The organism is Streptomyces polygonati (assembly GCF_042650325.1).
GTDB lineage: Bacteria > Actinomycetota > Actinomycetes > Streptomycetales > Streptomycetaceae > Actinacidiphila > Actinacidiphila polygonati.
Map to the genome: position 1 here is coordinate 489,155 of NZ_JBHSBB010000009.1, position 18,692 is coordinate 507,846.

The window sequence follows — 18,692 nt, forward strand, 5'->3', positions numbered from 1 at the left end:
ACCGGGTGTGAGCAAGCCACCCTTCGAACAGATCGTGACCGACCACGGCCCGATGGTGCTCCGCGTCGTACGGGCGGTGCTGGGTCCGCACGACGCGGAGGACGCCTGGTCGGAGACGTTCCTGGCGGCCCTGCGGGCGTATCCCGAGCTGCCGGCCGACGCGAACGTCGAGGCGTGGCTGGTGACCGTCGCCCACCGCAAGGCCATCGACATCACCCGCGGCTCGGCCCGCCGCGCCGTCCCCGTCGGGGAGCCGCCGGACCGGCCCGGGCGTACCGGCAGGCAGGACGACTGGGACCCCGACCTGTGGGCGGCGCTGAAGGCGCTGCCGGAGCGGCAGCGGCAGGTGGTGGCCTACCACTATCTGGCCGGCCTGCCCTACCGGGAGATCGCCGCGCTCACCGGCGGCAGCACCGACGCGGCCCGCAGAGCCGCGGCCGACGGCATGAAGACGCTGCGCCGCACCTACCCGCGGCATCCCACCGGCCCGGGTCCCGCGGCGGACGGCGCCGCGCACACGTCAGAAGACGGCACGACGGCAGCGAGGAGACGACCATGACCATGACCACAACCACCACCGACCACCCCGGCGACCACGGCGACCCCGGCGGCGAGAACCTGTTCGCCGGCCTGCCCGAGCAGGACCCCGCGGCGATGGGCCGGCTGCGCGAGCGCCTGGCCCGGGACGCGATGCACGAAGGTGTCCTCGACGTCGCCTACCGCGTCCTCGACACCCCGGCCGGGCCCTTGCTGCTGGCCGCCACCGAGCAGGGCCTGGTCAAGGTCGCCTACGCCGTACAGGACCATCAGGCGGTGCTGCGGCAGCTCGCCGAGCTGATCAGCCCGCGGGTGCTGAACGCCCCCGGCCGGCTGGACGAGGCGGCCCGGCAGATCGACGCGTATTTCGCCGGGCGTCGCAAGCGGTTCGAACTGCCGCTGGACTGGCGGCTGTCGAAGGGCTTCCGGCGGGACGTCCTGGCCCATCTGCCGGAGATCGGCTACGGGCGCACCGAGAGCTACGCGCAGGTCGCCGTCGCGGCGGGCAGCCCGCGGGCGGTCCGGGCGGTCGGCACCGCCTGCGCCACCAACCCGCTGCCGCTGATCGTGCCGTGCCACCGGGTCGTACGCTCCGACGGCACCCCCGGCCGGTACGCGGGCGGCGACGCGGCCAAGCGGCTGCTGCTGGGGCTGGAGGCGGCGGCGTGACGGGTGGCGTGGCACCCCCGGACCGTGCGGGAACGGGGGCGGGGGGGGGGGGNNNCGGGCCCCGCCCGCCGCCCGATGTCCGTGGCGGACGCGGTCAGCCCAGCGTCGCCAGTGCCTTGTTGAGCGTGGCCGAGGGGCGCATGACGGCCTCGGCCTTGGCCGGGTCGGGGCGGTAGTAGCCACCGATGTCGACCGGGTGGCCCTGCACGCCGTTCAGCTCGGCGACGATGGTCTGCTCCTGCTCGGCGAGCGACGCGGCCAGTGCCCCGAACGCCCCCGCGAGCTCGGCGTCGTCGCTCTGCCCGGCCAGTTCCTGCGCCCAGTACAGCGCCAGGTAGAAGTGGCTGCCGCGGTTGTCGATCCCGCCGACGCGGCGGCTGGGCGACTTGTCCTCGTTGAGGAAGGTGCCGGTGGCCCGGTCCAGGGTGTCGGCGAGGATCTGCGCCCGGGCGTTGCCGGTGGTCTGGGCGAGGTGCTCGAAGCTGACCGCGAGGGCCAGGAACTCGCCGAGGCTGTCCCAGCGCAGGTAGTTCTCCTTGAGGAGCTGCTGCACGTGCTTGGGCGCGGAGCCGCCGGCGCCGGTCTCGAACAGACCGCCGCCGTTGATCAGCGGGACGACCGAGAGCATCTTGGCGCTGGTGCCCAGCTCCAGGATCGGGAACAGGTCGGTGAGGTAGTCGCGCAGCACATTGCCGGTGACCGAGATGGTGTCCTCGCCGCGCCGGATGCGCTCCAGCGAGAACGCGATGGCGTCCGCGGGCGACCTGATCTCGATCCGGAGCCCGGTGGTGTCGTGCTCCGTCAGATACGCGTTGACCTTCTCGATGAGCACCGCGTCGTGGGCGCGGCTCTCGTCCAGCCAGAAGATCGCCGGGTTGCCGGTGGCGCGGGCCCGGGAGACGGCGAGCTTGACCCAGTCGCGGATCGGCACGTCCTTGGTCTGGCACATGCGGAAGATGTCGCCGGCGCCGACGGCCTGCTCGAGTACGACCTCGCCGCCGCCGTTCACCGCCCGTACGGTGCCGGTGACCGGGATCTCGAAGGTCTTGTCGTGGCTGCCGTACTCCTCGGCGGCCTGCGCCATCAGGCCGACGTTGGGCACCGAGCCCATGGTGGCCGGGTCGTAGGCGCCGTGGGCCCGGCAGTCGTCGATGACGACCTGGTAGATGCCGGCGTAGGAGCTGTCCGGGATGACCGCGAGGGTGTCGGCCTCCTGGCCGTCCGGACCCCACATGTGGCCGGAGGTGCGGATCATGGCCGGCATGGAGGCGTCGACGATGACATCGCTGGGGACGTGCAGGTTGGTGATGCCGCGGTCGGAGTCGACCATGGCCAGCGCCGGGCCCTCGGCCAGCTCGGCGTCGAAGGACGCCTTGATCGCCGCGCCCTCGGGGAGCGAGTCCAGGCCCTTGAGGATGCCGCCGAGGCCGTCGTTCGGGGTGAGACCGGCCGCGGCCAGGGTCGCGCCGTACTCGGCGAAGGTCCGGGGGAAGAAGGCGCGCACGACATGGCCGAAGATGATCGGGTCGGAGACCTTCATCATGGTGGCCTTCAGGTGCACCGAGAACAGCACGCCCTCGGCCTTGGCCTGGGCGATCCGGTCGGTCAGGAACTCGCGCAGCGCCGCCACCCGCAGCACGGACGCGTCCACCACCTCGCCGGCCAGCACCGGCACGGACTCGCGCAGCACGGTGGTGCTGCCGTCGTCGCCGTGCAGCTCGATGCGCAGCGAGTCGTCCGCCGCGATCACCGCGGACTTCTCGGTGGAACGGAAGTCGTCCACGCCCATGGTGGCGACGTTCGTCCGGGACTGCGGGGTCCAGGCGCCCATCCGGTGCGGGTGCGCCTTGGCGTAGTTCTTCACCGAGGCGGGCGCCCGGCGGTCGGAGTTGCCCTCGCGCAGCACCGGGTTCACCGCGCTGCCCTTGATCTTGTCGTACCGGGCTCGTACGTCCCTGTCCTCGTCGGACTTCGGGTCGTCCGGGTAGTCCGGCAGCGCGTAGCCCTGCTGCTGCAGCTCGGCGACGGCCGCCTTGAGCTGCGGGATCGAGGCCGAGACATTCGGCAGCTTGATGATGTTCGCCGCCGGGGTCTTGGCCAGCTCGCCCAGCTCGGCGAGCGCGTCCGCGATTCGCTGGCCCTCCTCAAGACGCTCGGGGAAGGCAGCGATGATCCGCCCCGCCAGGGAGATGTCCCGGCTCTCGACACTCACCCCGGCCGTGGAGGCGTAGGCCTCGATCACCGGCAGGAACGAATACGTCGCCAAGGCCGGGGCCTCGTCGGTGTGCGTATAGATAATGGTCGAGTCAGCCACCGGTCGCTCCGCTCCAGGTCTCTAGATTGCTCGATATCAAGATATCCCGTAGAGGCCGGGTGTTCGACAGGGGCCCGGCGGGTGCGCGCAGGTTTCCGGCCGGACACCGCCGCGGGGGTGCGGCGCCCAGGAGGGGACTGGCGATCCCTGGACAAGTGGGCCCTTCATCCGGTGGGCGGGTGCGGCCACGCTGAATACCGGCGGACGCGGTCGTCGGGAGTCGTGTGATCGGCACACGGCAGCGGCCCCCGCCGGGCAACGGAGCGGACATGACCACGCAGAACACGATCGCCCTCATCACCGGCGCGAACCGGGGACTGGGCCGGGCCACCGCGCTGCGGCTGGCCCAGGACGGCACCGATCTGATCATCACCTACCGCTCGCACCCCGAGGAGGCCGCCGCGGTCGTCGACGCGGCCGTCGAGCTGGGACGTACCGCGGTGGCCCTCCGGCTCGACACCCGTGAGGTCTCCTCCTTCGGTGCCTTCGCCGACGAGGTGAGCCGGGCGCTCAAGGACCGCTGGGGACGGGAGACCTTCGACTTCCTGGTCAACAACGCGGGAACGGCGGTCCTGCTGCCCTTCGTGGAGATGACGCCGGAGGGCTTCGACGAGATGGCGGAGGTCCACCTGCGGGGTGTCTACTTCCTCACCCAGCGGCTGCTGCCGCTCATCGCGGACGGCGGCCGGATCATCAACCTGTCCACCGGGCTGACCCGTTTCGTCAGCAGCGGTGCTTCCGCCTACGCGGCGATGAAGGGCGCCGTCGAGGTCCTCACCCGCTATCTCGCCAAGGAACTCGGACCGCGCGGCATCTCCGTCAACACGGTGGCGCCCGGACCGATCGCCACCGATTTCAGCGGCGGTTTCGTCCGGGACAACGAGCAGGTCCGCCGGCATCTGGGGGAGCAGACCGCCCTCGGCCGGGTCGGGGAGCCCGAGGACATCGGCGGAGTCGTCGCAGCGCTGCTGTCCGAGCACACCGGGTGGATCAACGCGCAGCGGGTGGAGGCGTCCGGCGGCACCCTGCTGTAGGCCCGGCCGGGCCCACAGCAGGGTGCCGCCCGTCCCCGCGCAGCCGCTGGAGCACCCGCGCCGGAGGACGCCCGGCGCCGCCCTTTCCACCCAGGAGGGAGACTGGAAGCCATGGACCGATCACAGCTGGCCGACTTCCTGCGCACCCGCAGGGAAGCCCTGCAACCCGAGGACGTCGGACTGCCGCGCGGGCCGCGCCGGCGTACTCGCGGCCTGCGCCGCGAGGAGGTTGCCGCGCTGAGCGGTATGTCCACCGACTACTACAGCCGGCTCGAACAGGGACGCGGCCCGCAGCCCTCCGAGCCGATGCTCGCCGCCATCGCCCGCGGCATGCGCCTGTCGCTGGACGAACGCGACCACCTCTTCCGGACGGCCGGCCACAACACCCCCGGCAGAGCCCAGCGCGCCGACCACATCGCGCCGGGGATGATGCGGATACTCGACCGGCTGCAGGACACCCCCGCCCAGGTGATCAACCTGCTCGGTGAGACCTTGACGCAGACCCGGCTCGCGGTGGCGCTGCTCGGCGACGAGACCGGCTTCACCGGCCTCGACCGCAGCATGGTGCACCGCTGGTTCACCGATCCCCGGGCCCGCCGGATCTACCCCGAGGAGGATCACGCGATGCACGGCCGCTTCCTCGCCTCCGACCTGCGGGCCGCGTATTCGCGGCGGGGCGCCGACTCCCGCGCGGGGGAGATCGTGGACGCCCTGCTGGCACGCGGCGGCGAGTTCGCCGCCTTGTGGAAGGCCCACGAGATCAGCGTCCGCCCCCGCAACGACAGCAAGCGCATCGCGCATCCGGACCTGGGCCTTCTCGAACTGCACTGCCAGGTCCTCTACGACCGCGACCAGGACCAGGCGCTGCTCGTCTACACCGCCACACCCGGAACCGACAGCCACGACAAGCTCCAGCTGCTGTCCGTCGTCGGCGACCGGCAGCCGGTGAGCTGAGGTTCCGTCGGTCGGGCGGAGGCGGGCGCCCCGGGTCAGCGGGAGCGCCGCCGGTCCCGCCGGTCGGCGTACCGCACGGGCCGGACGCGGCCCCCGGCACCCTGGTCGAGGCGGCCGGCCAGGAAGACCGAGCCGTTCTTCTCGGGGGCGAAGGGAATGCCCGAGGCCAGCGAGCGGGGCACGACCACGGCGGCCTGACCGAGTCGGTTGATACCCAGCATCAGCAGGATCGGGGCGGTGGAGGCCGCCACATGGGCGCCCATCCCCGCGGCGACGGCCATCATGACCAGCCGGGACGCCACCAGGCCGCCCCACAGCCACAGGCCGCGGGCGGGCATCGTGCCCCACAGTCCGCCGCCGCGGTGCTCCAGCCGGAGCACCCCGCCCTGCGCCGCGCCGATGCCCGCCGCGATCAGCGCGCTGACCGCGACGCAGGCGATGTCGGTGGCGGTGGGGTGGCGGCCGCCCTTCCCCAGGTCGACGGCGCCGATGACGGTCAGGATCACCGGGAGCAGGACGAGGCGCTTGCCGCGCAGCGGCTCACCCCGCAGTTGCCGTCCGATGACCAGGACCACGACCCCGATGGCGGCCAGCAGTTCCAGGACGTTCACAGCACTCTCCTCCGGGCGACGGTCGGCAGCGGCACCCGTGCGGACCGGTCTCTAGAGGCCGGAGGGCGGTGCCGTGCGCTTCGTGGCGACGCTATGAGGACAGCGGGTGGGCTTGCGTCAGCCCGGGGGTTGACCACGGGTTGACCCGGTCGGCGGCCCGGGGAAGCACCGGGCCGCGAAGGGGAGTCAGTCGGCGGCGCGGGTGGGATGGGGGTCTGCGTAGCCGTGCGTGTAGGCGTAGTGCACGGCCTGGGCGCGGTCGCGGCTGCCGGTCTTGGTGAAGACGCGGTTGATGTGGGTCTTGACCGTGGCGTCGCCGATGAAGAGGGCGCGGGCGATCTCCCGGTTCGACAGGCCGCCGGCGATCAGTTTCAGCACCTCGGCCTCGCGGGCGGTCAGCTCCTCCCGGCCGTCCGCCGCTCCGGCGGGGACCTCCGGCGCCTCGGCGGCAGCAGAAGGGGAGGACGGGGCCGACAGCGCGGCCCCCGCCGAGGCCGCGGCCAGCAGCCGCCGCTGAACGGCCGGGTCGAGGACGGCCTGCCCGGCCGCCGCGGCCTTCACCGCGCGTTCGATGTCCGCGCGGGTGGCGTCCTTGGTCAGATAGCCCAGCGCCCCGGCCTGCAGGGCCTTGAGGATGGAGTCGTCGTCGGCGTAGGTGGTGAGCACCACCACCCGGGTGCCGGGGTGCCCGGCCAGGATGCGGGCGGTGGCCTCGATGCCGTCGCAGCGCGGCATGTTCAGGTCCATCAGCACCACGTCGGGGGCGGTCTCGGCCACCGCGGCGACGGCCGCGAGCCCGTCGGGCGCCTGACCGACGACGGACAGGCCCGGCACGGTGTCCAGCAGCAGCGCCAGGCCCTCCCGGACCGCCGCCTGGTCATCGGCGATGACGACGCGGATCGGGCGGGCGAGCGGCTGCGGGCCGGAGCTGGTCACGTGGGAATTGTGACGCACACCCGCCAGTGGCCGTCCACCGCCCGCGCCGACAGACTGCCGCCGGCCAGTTCGGCGCGCTCCCGCAGCCCCACCAGGCCGTAACCGCTGCCGCTGGCCGCCAGCTCCGTCGCCCCACCCGCCGGGGCCAGCTCATTGACGACCGTGAGCGCGACCTCGTGCGGCCGGTAGTCCAGCGTCACCGCCGGGACGCTCGCCGGGGCGTGCTTGGCGGCGTTGGTCAGCGCCTCCTGCGCCGTACGGTAGAAGGCCAGTGCCGCGTCGGGCTTCAACGCCCGTGCGGGGCCCGAGACGGCGAGCGGCACCCGGCCCACGCCGGTGTCGGCGCCGTGCGCGTCCACCAGCGCGGTGAGCAGGTCCGGCAGCGAGGACATGTCCTCACGCAGCGCGCGCAGCGCCCGCCGGGTCTCGGCGAGTCCCTCCCGGGCCAGTTGCCCGGCCCGGTTGACGCAGCCGACGGCCTTGATGAGCGACGGGTCGTCGGCCGGCAGCGAATCCGCGCCGAGCAGGGCGTGCGCCGCCTCGATCTGCACCGACAGGGCCCCCAGCGAGTGCGCGAGGATGTCGTGGATCTCGCGGGCGATCCGGGTCCGCTCCGCCAGGGCCGCCGTGCGGGCCTCGGCCTGCCGGGCCCGGTCGGTCTGCTCCAGCAGCCGCTCGGCCTGCTCGGCGCGCTGGTTGTTGCCCAGCCGGATCAGCCCCGCGCTCAATCCTCCCCCGATCAGGACGGTGTAGCCGAGCAGCGCGGTGGTGCTCCCGTCGACGGCCAGATTCGTCACCGCCAGGGCGACGACGGCGGACACCGCGATCCCCAGCGACACCTCGACCCGCAGGACGCTTCCGGCGCCCAGGGCCGCCACCGCGGCGAAGGCGGCCGCCGGACCGTTCGGGGACAGCGCGGCCAGCGTCCCGCCGGCCACCGCCGTCAGCAGCAGCGAGCCGGCCGTCAACCGCGGCCGGCCGTTGCCGGCCAGCCAGCCCAGCCAGCCCGCCGAGGCGATCACCAGACCGATGGCGACCGCCAGTCCCCGGCCCCGCGTCCCCGGGTGCGGCTGGAGCTCCGAGGTGGACACCACCAGCGCGACCAGCCCCGCGGCGCGCACCGCCCGGACACCCCACACGTACGCCGTCCGGTCCCGGACGGTCATCAGCGGACCTGGCACGCCGCCTCCTCTCGGTCACCCCTGTGGGCCCTCGTACCCGTACGGACGGGCACCGGCACCGCGTACGCGGCCGTACGGAAGACGGTAGGCGCCCGCCGGCCCCCACCGCGTCCACCCCCGGGTGGGCGCCGCGGCCTCCACCCGCGGTCAACCCCGGCCCCACCCTCGGGCGGACGCCCCGGCCACCCGCCGATTCCTAGGTTTCAGGGGTCGGCACAACCGATCCGAACCCCTGGAGCGCGCCATGGACACCAGCGTCTGGCTCATCAATCTGGCCGTACTGGCCGCGGTCCTGGAAGCGGACCTCGGCCGCCGCAGGATCGGCTGGTTCCGGCTGGGGCGGCCGGTATTGCTGGCCGGCGGCATCATCCCGCTCTACCTGAAGTCGGCCACCGGCCACGGCAACGGTCTGACCCTGGAGATCATCGGGGCCGGCACCGGCGTGCTGGCCGGTCTGCTCGCCGCCGCCCTGATGCGTGTCGAGTACGACCCGGCCAAGCGCCGCGTCGTCTCGCGTGCCGGTGCTCCGTACGCCGCGCTGTGGACGGTCGTCATCGGCGCCCGCCTGTGGTTCGCCTACGGATCCGCCCACCTCTTCCCCGAACAGCTTGGCCGCTGGCTCGCCACCGAGCACATCGCGGTCGGCGTGGTCACCGACGCGCTGATCTTCTTCTCCGTCGGCATGCTGCTCTCCCGGACCGGCGCCCTGCTCGCCCGCGCGAGCCGTGTCCGCCGCACCGTGCCGGAGGCGGCCGGGGACCGCCGCGCGGCCCTGGTCGCCCACTGACCCGAAGGCCACCCAGTCGCCGAAGATGTCTACAAGGGTGTAGACATGGGGAGGGGCTTGTCATCTGTCGCGAGGGGAGGTGCGCCGTGCATCATCTGACGCTGGCGGTCACGGTGTTTCTCGCCTGCGCGGTGGAAGCGGTCGAGGCGCTGACCCTGGTGCTGGCGGCGGGCGTCGGACGGCACTGGAAGTCGGCGCTGCAAGGGGCCGGGGCGGCGCTGGTCGTGCTGGCGGTCGTGGTGGGCGCGCTGGGGCCGGCCGTCTCGCGGATCCCGCTGGAGGCGCTGCGCCTGGTGATCGGGCCGCTGCTGCTGGTCTTCGGGCTCCAATGGCTGCGCAAGGCGATTCTGCGGGCCTCCGGCTGGAAGGCGACCCACGACGAGAGCGCGGCCTTCGCGGCGGAAGTCGCCGCGGCGGGCTTGGCGGTTGACCGGCGGCGCTGGAAGGTACGCGACTGGTACGGCTTCACCCTCGCGTTCAAGGGGGTCGCGCTGGAAGGGCTGGAAGTGGCCTTCATCGTGGTCACGTTCGGCGGCAATCAGCACGACGTGCCGCTGGCGGCGCTGGCCGCGCTGGCGGCGGTGCTCGTGGTCGCCGGCGTGGGGGTCGCCGTCCGCGCCCCGCTGGCCCGGGTGCCGGAGAACGCCATGAAGTACGTGGTCGGCACGCTCCTCACGTCCTTCGGGATCTTCTGGTCGGCGGAGGGCGTCAAGGTCCACTGGCCCGGCTCGGACGCGGCGCTGCTGGTACTGGTCCCGGCCGTGGCCCTGGTCGGCCTCGGCTACACCCGGCTGCTGCGCCGTGTGGCGGCCGCCGGCCCGGAAGGGGTCGGACGGTGAAGCGGCTGCGGGCCTTCGGGCTGTTCTGGTACGAGTTCGTCATCGGCGACGACTGGCGGGTGGCCGTCTGGATCGCCCTCTCCCTCGCCGCCACCGCGGGCCTGGTCTCTCTCGGCGTCAACGCCTGGTGGCTCCCCCCGATCGCCGTCGCCACCGCCCTCGGCCTCTCCCTCCGCCGCGCGGTCCGGACCGCCCGCCGCCGTTGAGTGGGTGGTGGCGCCGAGCCACTTGCGGTGGTCGTTCGACCGCGGGTGCGTGGGGAGCTGGTCGCGCAGTTCCCCGCGCCCCTGCGGGGCGTCCAGGCTGCCGTCGCCGGCAGGCGCCACCCTGCGGCGGCCCGCCGCCCCATCCCGCGATCCCCCCGCCCCTTGTCCGCGCGAAGTCGGTCCGGCTTGCACCGCCCCCGACGGCGCTTGCGGGCCCCGCAGGGGCGCGGGGAACCGCGCGACCAACCCCCACGCACCCGCAGCCGAGCAACCACCGCAAGCGGCGCGGCACCCCACCCCACGGGCTGCACCGACCGCCGACAGCACTCTGCAAGCCCCGCAGGGGCGCGGGGAACCGCGCGACCAGCCACAACGCGCCCGCAGCCGAGCAACCACCGCAAGCCACCGGAACCACGCCGCCCCGCCCCCGCGCCGAAGAGCCGCCCCGCAGGAGCGCGGGGAACCGCGCGACCAACCCCCACGCACCCGCAGCCGAGCGACCACCGCAAGCGGCGCGGCGCCGCACTCCGCCCCCGCGCCGCCGCAGGCGAGTGTGCCCGCGGAGGCCACTTCGTCTACAGTCATGTAGACATCAGTTGGACACGGCGCGTTGAGAGAGTGGCGGGGCCCATGGAGCAGACCGGATACGAGTACGCGGCGGGAGACCGGTCCGAGGTCGGGGCGGGACCCGGACCGGCCCGGCATCGGGGGTGGACGCCGGGCCCGGAGGCTCCGGCATGGAGCAAAGTGCCGGAGGTCACCGCCCTGTTCTGGGTGACCAAGATCCTCACCACCGGAATGGGCGAGACCACCTCGGACTTCCTCGCCAACTGGTCGCCCGCGATCGGCGGCGTCCTCGGGCTCGGCGGCTTCGTCTGGCTCCTCCGGCTGCAGTTCCGCGCCCCGCGCTACTCCCCCTGGATCTACTGGGGCGCGATCGTCATGGTGAGCGTCTTCGGCACGATGTGCGCCGACATCGTCCACCTCGTCGGGATCCCGTACGCGGTGACCACCCCGGTCTTCGTCCTCGCGCTGGCCGGCGTCCTGATCGCCTGGTATCGCAGCGAGGGGACGCTGTCCATCCACAGCATCCGTACCCCGCGCCGCGAGACGTTCTACTGGGCGACCGTGCTCGCCACCTTCGCGCTCGGCACGGCTGCCGGTGACCTGACCGCCACCACCCTGCACCTCGGCTACTTCTCCTCGGGCCTGGTCTTCGCCGCGCTGATCGTCGTACCGGGAATCGCCCGGCTGCTGGGGCTCAACGCGGTGGCGGCCTTCTGGTGGGCCTATGTGCTGACCCGGCCGCTGGGCGCCTCCTTCGCGGACTGGATGGGCGTGGCCAAGGACCGCGGCGGCCTCGGCTGGGGCACCGGCCCGGTCAGCCTGGCGCTGACCGTCGTCATCGCCGCGCTGGTCGCCCATCTCGCGTCCCGGCACCGCCGCGCCGCGCTCAGTGCGCCGGCCGGACGCGGCCGCTGACCTCGCCGAGTCCGATCCGGGTGCCGGCCGGGCCCGGGGCGGTCGCGGTGATCGTCACCTCGTCGCCGTCCTCCAGGAAGCCGCGCCGGGTGCCGTCGGGGAGTTCCAGCGGCCGCTCGCCGTTCCAGGTGAGTTCGATCAGGGCTCCCCGGGTGCGCGGCTCCGGGCCGCTGACCGTGCCGGAGGCGAAGAGGTCGCCCGGCCGCAGGCTCGCGCCGTTGACCGTCAGGTGCGCCAGCATCTGGGCGTAGGTCCAGTACATGGCCGCGAACGGGGGACGCGACACGAGATGGCCGTTGAGGCGGACCTCCAGGGCGATGTCCAGGCCGTACGGCGGCCGGGCGCCGCGGTCGTCCAGGTACGGGAGCGGCTCGGTGTCGCGGGCCGGGGGCTCGACTCGGGCGGCGGCGAGCGCGTCCAGCGGGACCACCCACGGCGAGACGGAGGTGGCGAAGGACTTGCCGAGGAACGGTCCCAGCGGGACGTACTCCCAGGACTGGATGTCCCGCGCGGACCAGTCGTTGACCAGGCACACCCCGAAGACATGCTCGTCCGCGTCGGCCAGCGCCACCCGGGAGCCCTGCGGGGAGGGGGCCCCGACGACGAAGCCGAGTTCGGCCTCGATGTCGAGCCGGCGGGTGGGGCCGTAACCGGGAGCCGGGTCGGCCGGGGTCTTGCGCTGGCCGCAGGGCCGGACCACCGGGGTGCCGGAGACCACGACGGTGCCCGCCCGGCCGTGGTAACCGATCGGCAGATGCTTCCAGTTGGGGGGCAGCGGGTCCGAGCCGGGGCGGAAGATCCGGCCGACGGTGGCGGCGTGGTGCTCGGACGCGTAGAAGTCCACGTAGTCCGCGACGTCGAAGGGCAGATGCGAGGTCGCGTCCGCGCGGGGGACCATGCGGGGCTCGACGGCCGCCCGGTGCTCGTCGGCGGTCAGCCACGCGGTGAGGGCGGCCCGGACCCGGGTCCACACCGGCCGGCCGGCCGCCAGCAGCGGGTTCAGCGAAGGAGCGTCGAGCAGCGCGGTCAGCTCGGCGGAGGCGCCGGTGGCCCGGGCGGCGGCGCCCGCGTCGAGGATGTGCTCCCCGTAGGCGACTCCGAGCCGCCGCCGCCCGGGTTCGGCGGCCGTGCTGAAGACGCCGTACGGCAGGTTGTGCACCCCGAAGAGCGCGTCGGACGGGACGGCGAGCGGGCTGTCGGGGCGCAACGGATCTCCAGGGGGATCGAGGCGGGATCGGACGGGGACCGCGGAAGTGATCATGGCAGGGACGGGGGAAGCGGCGCGAGAGTGCCGCCGGGGTCGGCCGGGCGGCCGGGCGGCCGGGCGGCCGGGCCACCGGTTTGGAGCTGCCGTCACCGGAAACGTAAAGTTCGGCCGAGGCCCGGGTGGCTCCCGGCGCACCGGGCCGGGGCCAGGAAGCCAGGCCATCAAGAGAGAGCAGCGGCGGGATGACGGCGACAACGCGGGACCTTCACGACCTCGGGCCGGAGGAGGGCACCAGCGCCGCGCGAGCCGCCGCCCAGTCGCAGTCACCGCCGCACGGGCCGGGCTCGGAACAGGACGACGAGCAGCCGTACGACGCCGGCACCACGGACGCGGACTCCGACGCCGCAGCTGACGACGCCGCGCACGACGACGGCACGGACCACGACGCCGACGAGCCCGGCGCCGGCACCTCCCCGACCCCGCTCGACGCCGAAGGCCCCCGCATCGACGCCGCCCGGATGGAGGTCTGCCTCGCCGTCCTCGCCGACCTGGAGCTACTGCCGGTCGACCACCCCGACGCGATCGCGGTACGGCGGGCCACCGCCGGCATCTACCGCTCGGTGAAGCAGCGCCGCCGCCAGGAGCGCCGGGCGGCCAAGACCGCCAACGACAAGGCCGTCACCGAGGCGACCGCGACCGGCGCCGCCGACCGGATCGACGACGAGACCCTCGGCATCCAGCTGACGGCGTCCGTCAGCACCGAGATCGCCGGCATCCTGGAGCGGCCCCGGTCCTGCTACGTCTGCAAGACCCGCTATGTCGAGGTGGACGCCTTCTACCACCAGCTCTGCCCGTCCTGCGCCGCCGAGAACCGCGCGCGGCGCGAGGCCCGGACCGATCTGTCCGGGCGGCGGGCGCTGCTCACCGGTGGCCGGGCCAAGATCGGCATGTACATCGCGCTGCGGCTGCTGCGGGACGGCGCCCACACCACCATCACCACCCGCTTCCCCAGCGACGCGATCCGCCGCTTCAAGGCGATGCCGGACAGCGGCGACTGGATCCACCGGCTGAAGGTCGTCGGCATCGACCTGCGGGACCCCGCGCAGGTCGTGGCGCTCGCCGACTCGGTGGCCGCGGCCGGGCCGCTGGACATCCTGATCAACAACGCGGCCCAGACGGTTCGCCGCTCCCCGCGTGCCTACAGCGAGCTGATCGCGGCCGAGGCGGCGCCGCTGCCCGCCGGTGAGCTGCCGGCGTCCGAGGTGTTCGGTGCCTTCGGCTCGGGCGCCCGGACCGCCGCCGCGCTGCCCTCGCCGCGCGGCCAGTCGCTGACCGCGCGGGACGTCACCGAGCTGGCCCTGGTCAGCGGATCCGCCTCGCTGGCCCGGATCGAGGCCGGCACCGCGATCGACGCGGGCGGCCTCGTACCCGATCTCGACCCCAGCAACACCTGGGTGCAGACCGTCGGCGAGGTCGACCCGGTCGAGCTGCTGGAAGTGCAGCTGTGCAATGTGACCGCGCCCTTCGTGCTGATCAGCAGGCTGCGGCCGGCCATGGCCGCGGCGGCGGCCCGCCGCAAGTACGTGGTCAACGTATCGGCGATGGAAGGGCAGTTCAGCCGCGGTTACAAGGGCCCCGGGCATCCGCACACCAATATGGCCAAGGCTTCGCTGAACATGCTCACCCGCACCAGCGCGCAGGAGATGCTGGAGACCGACGGCATCCTGATGACGGCGGTGGACACCGGCTGGATCACCGACGAGCGCCCGCACCCGGACAAGGTGCGGCTCGCCGCCGAGGGTTTCCACGCCCCGCTCGACCTGGTGGACGGGGCGGCGCGTGTCTACGACCCGGTCGTCCGCGGTGAGCGCGGCGAGGATCTCTTCGGCTGCTTCCTCAAGGACTACCGCCCCTCGGCCTGGTGAGGCGGGGCCGCCGGAATTCGGTGGCAACCTTCCGGGGCCGAACGGGAGTATGACTCGGTGAAGGAGCACGGCAAGGCGGTCGAACCGCCCCGGGCCGCCCGTCACGGGGGTGCGGACGGCCCGGGGGCGGCGCCCGGCCTGCCCGGACGCCCGGCCGGCCACCACCCGCCCGGACCGGCCGCCTCCGCGCGCTGACGGGTCGCAGCGCCTACGGTGGATCCGTGTCCCCCTTTGTCATCGAACGCAGCACCGCACTGCCGCCGGCCGAGGCGTGGCGGCGGGTCACCACCTGGGAGCGGCACAGCGCGACCGTGCCGTTCACCGAGATCGAGGTGAGTACGCCGCCGCCGTCGGGACTCGGCACGGCCTTCACCGCGCGGACCCGGCTGGGCGGGGTCGGGTTCGAGGACCCGATGCGGGTCACCGTCTGGACACCGCCCGAAGGGGAGGCCGGGGCCGGGCACTGCCGGCTGGAGAAGACCGGGCGGATCGTCACCGGGTGGGCCGAGATCGATGTGGCGCCGGAAGGCACCGGCTCGCGGGTGCGGTGGCGGGAGGAGCTGCGGGTGTGGCGGCTGCCGCGCCTGCTCGACGGGGTCACGGCCGGCACCGGCCGGCTGGTCTTCGGCCGGGCACTGGACACCCTGCTGGCCGGCTGAGCCCGCTCCCCCGCTGCTCCCCCTCCCGCTTCCCTGGTGCGGGCCGGGTGGCGGTGCGCCCCGGCCCGCACCAGGGAGGAACTCCCGGCGGCGGTGCGGTCAGCCGGAGACGCTGGGCCGGCCCGTCTCCAGGTGGCCGGTGAAACGCTGGTTCCACGTCGGGTCGTTGCTCGCGGTCAGCGTGAAGTCGTACCAGCCGGCGCTGCTCACCACCGCCTCGAAGACGTCACTGGTCGCCGAGGACCCCGGCTGGACGGTGTACGTCCAGGGGCCGCCCGGCAGGTAGTTGGTGGAGGTGATGGTGAACGTCACCGCGGCGGTACCGGAGTTGGCCAGGGTGAAGCGCACCGCGAGCTTGCCGGTGGCCGGCGAGGTGACATAGGCCGGGGTGACCGTGAGGTTCTTGCCCGGCCCGGTCGCGTCGCCCTGGAAGCGGCGCAGGAAGCGGTTGGGACCGACCACGGACAGGTCGTAGGCGCCGCCGCCGAAGCCGGTGCCGCAGTTGTAGAAGTCGCTGGCGGTGCCGCTGGCGTCCACCGAGTACTGCCAGGGGCCGCCGCCGCGGTGCGCGTTGGCGTACGCGGCGAAGTGCGCGGTCGCGGTGGCCGGGGCGCCCTGGTTGGTCATGGTGATCCAGGCCGAGATCTGGCCGAGCGAACCGAAGGTGAAGGGCGTCAGATACGCGTTCGGCTGGTACGGCAGCGCGCGGGCCGGCCGGGTGCCCGGCTCCTGCTGCGGCAACTGGTTGTCCACCGGCGCCGGGTTGGGCAGCGGGGCGCAGGCGGCCTCGCCGATCACCACGGAGGTGTCGGGCAGCGGCGGCAGCCCGTACACCGGGTTGGCGAAGTCGAACAGGCCGGTCAGGTCGCCGCACACCCTGCGCCGCCAGGCCGAGATGTTGGGGCAGACGGCCGGCCGGCCGATGGCCGCGGTCCAGCGTTCCAGGAAGCGCAGCACCGATGTGTGGTCGTGCACCTGGGAGTTGACCCAGCCGCCCCGGCTCCACGGCGAGACGGCGATCATCGGCACCCGGATGCCCAGGCCGATGTTGGTGCCGCTGTAGAACTCGCCGTCGGTGCCGGCCGGCGCGGCAGGTGGCGGCACATGGTCGAAGAAGCCGTCGTTCTCGTCGTAATTGAGCAGCAGCACGGTGGAGTTGAAGACATCCGGGTTCGCGCCCAGCGCGTCGATGACCTGGTGCACGAAGTGCGCGCCGTCGGCCGGGGTCGCGTAGGGGTGCTCGGAGGAGCCCTCGTCGGCGACCACCCACGACACCTGCGGCAAGGTGCCCGCGGTGGCGTCCGCGCGGATGGCCGCGGCGATGTCGTCCGGGGTGCGGCCGGTGACCTTCGGCACCGAGCCCATGCCCTTGACCGCGAGCGCGCTGCCGGCCGGCGCCTTGGCGAACTGGCTGAAGTAGGCGAGGGCGTTGTCGCCGAAGTTGTCGGCGGCGTTCTGGTACACCTTCCAGCTGACGCCTGCCGCCTCCAGCGCCTCGGCGTAGGTCTGCCAGCGCAGCCCCGACTCGTCGCCTCCGTTGTACGCCGGTCCGCCCGCGGTGCCGGCCGGGTCGATCGTCCCGCTCCAGTGGTAGGTGCGGTTGGGGCCGGTGGCGCTCAGGATCGAGCAGAAGTAGGCGTCGCAGACCGTCCAGTTGTCGGCCAGCGCGTAGTGGAACGGGATGTCGGCGCGGGTCAGGTGGCCCAGCGTGCGGACGTTGCCCTTGGCGAGCACCCAGGAGTCCATCTTGCCGCCGTTCCACGCCGTGTGCTGGTCCGACCAGCTGTGCGCGAGGTCGCCGTTGCACTGCGCCAGCCGCTCGGGGTCGGCGCCCCCGGCCGGGTGGGTCGCGCTGAACTGCCAGGGGTACTGGCGTCCGATGACGGTCGACTGGTTGAACACGCTGTAGCCGCCCGCGACTTGGATGGCACTGCGGTCGGCGAAGCCGCGGACGCCCTTGAGCGTCCCGAAGTAGTGGTCGAAGCTGCGGTTCTCCTGCATCAGGATGACCACGTGCTTGACGTCGGCGATGGTGCCGGTGGTGGTGGCGGCGGCCTGTGCGGAGGGAGCCGAGCCCGGCAGGGCTTCGAGCCCGATCGCGGCGCCGGCCGCGACGGCCGAACCGAGGAACGTACGGCGGGTGACGGGTGCCATGAGGGGGAACTCCAGTCGGACGCGGGTGAGTTCGGTTTCCGGGTCCCGGGCGGCACACGCCGTACCGTCCGGTCCCGGGCCGGGCCGTATCGATGCGTACGGCCTCGGGGCCACCGCGCGGCGGGCCGTCGGCGATCGCATGCTACCGGCGGGTCAGGGCCCCGCCGGAGGTCCTTCCCGGACGTTCGGAACGGTCATGTCGGCGCTCCCCGGCCGCCACCGGCAGGCCACCGCACGGTCCGCTCAGCCCAGCGCCGCCCGCAGTTCGGCCAGGTCCGGCGGGTTGGCGCCGGGACGGGAGACGGTGAGGGCGGCGGCGGTGGCCGCCCGGCGCAGTACGGCGCCCAGCGCGGTCTCCTCCAGCACGGACCGCGTCGACAGCGCGGACAGCCCGGCCCGCCCGGCGGCGCCCAGCAGGCCGAGCCCGGCGAGGGTATCCAGCGCCGCGGCCATGAAGGAGTCGCCCGCGCCGACCGTGTCGGCGACCTCGGTACGTACCGGCGCGCCGCGCAGTTCGCCGGCCGCGGTGTACGCCATCGAGCCGTCGCCGCCGAAGGTCACGATCACCGCGCCCGGCCCGAGCGCCAGCCAGCGCCGGGCGACGCTCCGGGGCGGCTCGCCCGGGTAGAGCCAGGCCAGATCCTCGTCGCTCGCCTTCACCAGGTCGCTGAGCGCCACACACGCCTCCACCCGGGCCACCGCCTCCGGGTGCGGCCCGAAGAGAGCGGGACGGACATTGGGGTCGTAGCTCACCGTCGCCCCCGCGCGGAGCCCGGCCACCACCTTCCGCACCGTCGCGGCGCCCGGCTCGGTCACCGCCCCGATCGACCCGAGGTGCACATGCCGCACCTCACCGGGCAGCCGGTCCACCGGCCCCAGCGTCCAGCGCACAGCGAAGTCGTACGACGCCTGTCCCCGCCCGTCCAGCGTCACCACCGCGGTCGGCGTGACCGCGTCCGCGCCGAGATCCCCCAGCAACTCCACCCCGGCGGACCGCAGATGCCCCCCGATCAGCGCCCCCGCCGGATCGTCCCCGAGCTGGGTGAGCAGCGCGGTGTCCCGCCCCAGCCGGGCCAGTCCGTAGGCCACATTGGCCGGACTGCCGCCCGGATGCGGCACATCGTCCCGCCCGGCCACCCGCACGATGTCCGCCACGCACTCGCCGACCACCAGGAAGTCACCCATGGGCCCCCATGC

At 73.7% G+C, this 18,692-nt stretch carries 17 protein-coding genes; 10 read left to right on the forward strand and 7 right to left on the reverse strand.

The features are described from left to right. Positions 1 to 7: 7 nt before the first annotated feature. Both ACFO3J_RS12335 and ACFO3J_RS12340 read left to right on the forward strand, forming a co-directional pair. On the forward strand, positions 8 to 559 hold the full coding sequence (locus tag ACFO3J_RS12335) for an RNA polymerase sigma factor (protein WP_386429060.1): 552 nt from the start codon (positions 8 to 10) through the stop codon (positions 557 to 559). Further along, positions 556 to 1,206 (forward strand): methylated-DNA--[protein]-cysteine S-methyltransferase, encoded by a 651-nt coding sequence (locus ACFO3J_RS12340; RefSeq protein WP_386429062.1) that lies wholly within the window; start codon positions 556 to 558, stop codon positions 1,204 to 1,206. Before ACFO3J_RS12335 ends, ACFO3J_RS12340 begins: the two co-directional genes overlap by 4 nt. Before the next feature lie 94 nt (positions 1,207 to 1,300). Here the strand turns inward: ACFO3J_RS12340 and ACFO3J_RS12345 are convergent, their stop codons facing one another. Continuing rightward, on the reverse strand, positions 1,301 to 3,520 hold the full coding sequence (locus tag ACFO3J_RS12345; protein WP_386429064.1) for an NADP-dependent isocitrate dehydrogenase: 2,220 nt from the start codon (positions 3,518 to 3,520) through the stop codon (positions 1,301 to 1,303). Between the two features lie 269 nt (positions 3,521 to 3,789). On the opposite strand from ACFO3J_RS12345, the gene ACFO3J_RS12350 reads away from it, so the two are divergent. Both ACFO3J_RS12350 and ACFO3J_RS12355 read left to right on the forward strand, forming a co-directional pair. Continuing rightward, positions 3,790 to 4,554, forward strand: a complete 765-nt coding sequence (locus ACFO3J_RS12350) for an SDR family NAD(P)-dependent oxidoreductase (RefSeq protein WP_386429066.1) — start codon at positions 3,790 to 3,792, stop codon at positions 4,552 to 4,554. A gap of 111 nt (positions 4,555 to 4,665) precedes the next feature. Beyond that, positions 4,666 to 5,508 (forward strand): helix-turn-helix transcriptional regulator, encoded by an 843-nt coding sequence (locus tag ACFO3J_RS12355; RefSeq protein WP_386429068.1) that lies wholly within the window; start codon positions 4,666 to 4,668, stop codon positions 5,506 to 5,508. A 35-nt stretch (positions 5,509 to 5,543) separates the two neighbouring features. Here the strand turns inward: ACFO3J_RS12355 and ACFO3J_RS12360 are convergent, their stop codons facing one another. The 3 genes from ACFO3J_RS12360 to ACFO3J_RS12370 form a co-directional block, all read right to left on the reverse strand. Further along, positions 5,544 to 6,119, reverse strand: a complete 576-nt coding sequence (locus tag ACFO3J_RS12360; protein WP_386429070.1) for a DUF1453 domain-containing protein — start codon at positions 6,117 to 6,119, stop codon at positions 5,544 to 5,546. A gap of 186 nt (positions 6,120 to 6,305) precedes the next feature. Then, positions 6,306 to 7,055 (reverse strand): response regulator, encoded by a 750-nt coding sequence (locus ACFO3J_RS12365; protein ID WP_386429072.1) that lies wholly within the window; start codon positions 7,053 to 7,055, stop codon positions 6,306 to 6,308. After that, positions 7,052 to 8,236: a sensor histidine kinase gene (locus ACFO3J_RS12370; RefSeq protein WP_386429074.1), complete on the reverse strand. Its 1,185-nt coding sequence runs from the start codon at positions 8,234 to 8,236 to the stop codon at positions 7,052 to 7,054. The genes ACFO3J_RS12365 and ACFO3J_RS12370 overlap by 4 nt, the downstream gene beginning before the upstream one ends. A gap of 244 nt (positions 8,237 to 8,480) precedes the next feature. Here ACFO3J_RS12370 and ACFO3J_RS12375 point away from each other — a divergent pair, with 244 nt between their 5' ends. The 4 genes from ACFO3J_RS12375 (at position 8,481) to ACFO3J_RS12390 (ending at position 11,550) form a co-directional block, all read left to right on the forward strand. Next, positions 8,481 to 9,023 (forward strand): hypothetical protein, encoded by a 543-nt coding sequence (locus tag ACFO3J_RS12375; RefSeq protein ID WP_386429075.1) that lies wholly within the window; start codon positions 8,481 to 8,483, stop codon positions 9,021 to 9,023. 86 nt (positions 9,024 to 9,109) lie between these two features. Continuing rightward, a complete protein-coding gene (locus ACFO3J_RS12380) occupies positions 9,110 to 9,862 on the forward strand; it encodes a COG4280 domain-containing protein (protein WP_386429077.1) in 753 nt (250 codons plus the stop codon). Then, positions 9,859 to 10,068: a hypothetical protein gene (locus ACFO3J_RS12385; RefSeq protein WP_386429079.1), complete on the forward strand. Its 210-nt coding sequence runs from the start codon at positions 9,859 to 9,861 to the stop codon at positions 10,066 to 10,068. The genes ACFO3J_RS12380 and ACFO3J_RS12385 overlap by 4 nt, the downstream gene beginning before the upstream one ends. Positions 10,069 to 10,815: 747 nt before the next feature. Beyond that, positions 10,816 to 11,550 carry a COG4705 family protein gene (locus ACFO3J_RS12390; protein WP_386429081.1) on the forward strand — a complete coding sequence of 245 codons (735 nt, stop codon included), beginning with the start codon at positions 10,816 to 10,818 and terminating at the stop codon, positions 11,548 to 11,550. Here ACFO3J_RS12390 and fahA read toward each other — a convergent pair. Continuing rightward, entirely contained in the window at positions 11,522 to 12,757 is a 1,236-nt protein-coding gene (gene fahA / locus ACFO3J_RS12395) for a fumarylacetoacetase (protein ID WP_386429083.1), read from the reverse strand. The genes ACFO3J_RS12390 and fahA overlap by 29 nt on opposite strands. Before the next feature lie 518 nt (positions 12,758 to 13,275). Between fahA and ACFO3J_RS12400 the strand changes: the two genes are divergently transcribed. Further along, complete coding sequence (locus tag ACFO3J_RS12400) at positions 13,276 to 14,682, forward strand: SDR family NAD(P)-dependent oxidoreductase (protein ID WP_386429217.1); 1,407 nt, start codon at positions 13,276 to 13,278, stop codon at positions 14,680 to 14,682. A 221-nt stretch (positions 14,683 to 14,903) separates the two neighbouring features. Beyond that, on the forward strand, positions 14,904 to 15,341 hold the full coding sequence (locus ACFO3J_RS12405; protein WP_386429085.1) for an SRPBCC family protein: 438 nt from the start codon (positions 14,904 to 14,906) through the stop codon (positions 15,339 to 15,341). 99 nt (positions 15,342 to 15,440) lie between these two features. On the opposite strand, the gene ACFO3J_RS12410 is transcribed toward ACFO3J_RS12405, so the two are convergent. Together ACFO3J_RS12410 and ACFO3J_RS12415 are read right to left on the reverse strand one after the other, a co-directional pair. Continuing rightward, on the reverse strand, positions 15,441 to 17,495 hold the full coding sequence (locus ACFO3J_RS12410; protein WP_386429087.1) for a phosphocholine-specific phospholipase C: 2,055 nt from the start codon (positions 17,493 to 17,495) through the stop codon (positions 15,441 to 15,443). A gap of 243 nt (positions 17,496 to 17,738) precedes the next feature. After that, complete coding sequence (locus ACFO3J_RS12415) at positions 17,739 to 18,680, reverse strand: carbohydrate kinase family protein (protein ID WP_386429089.1); 942 nt, start codon at positions 18,678 to 18,680, stop codon at positions 17,739 to 17,741. Positions 18,681 to 18,692: the final 12 nt, after the last annotated feature.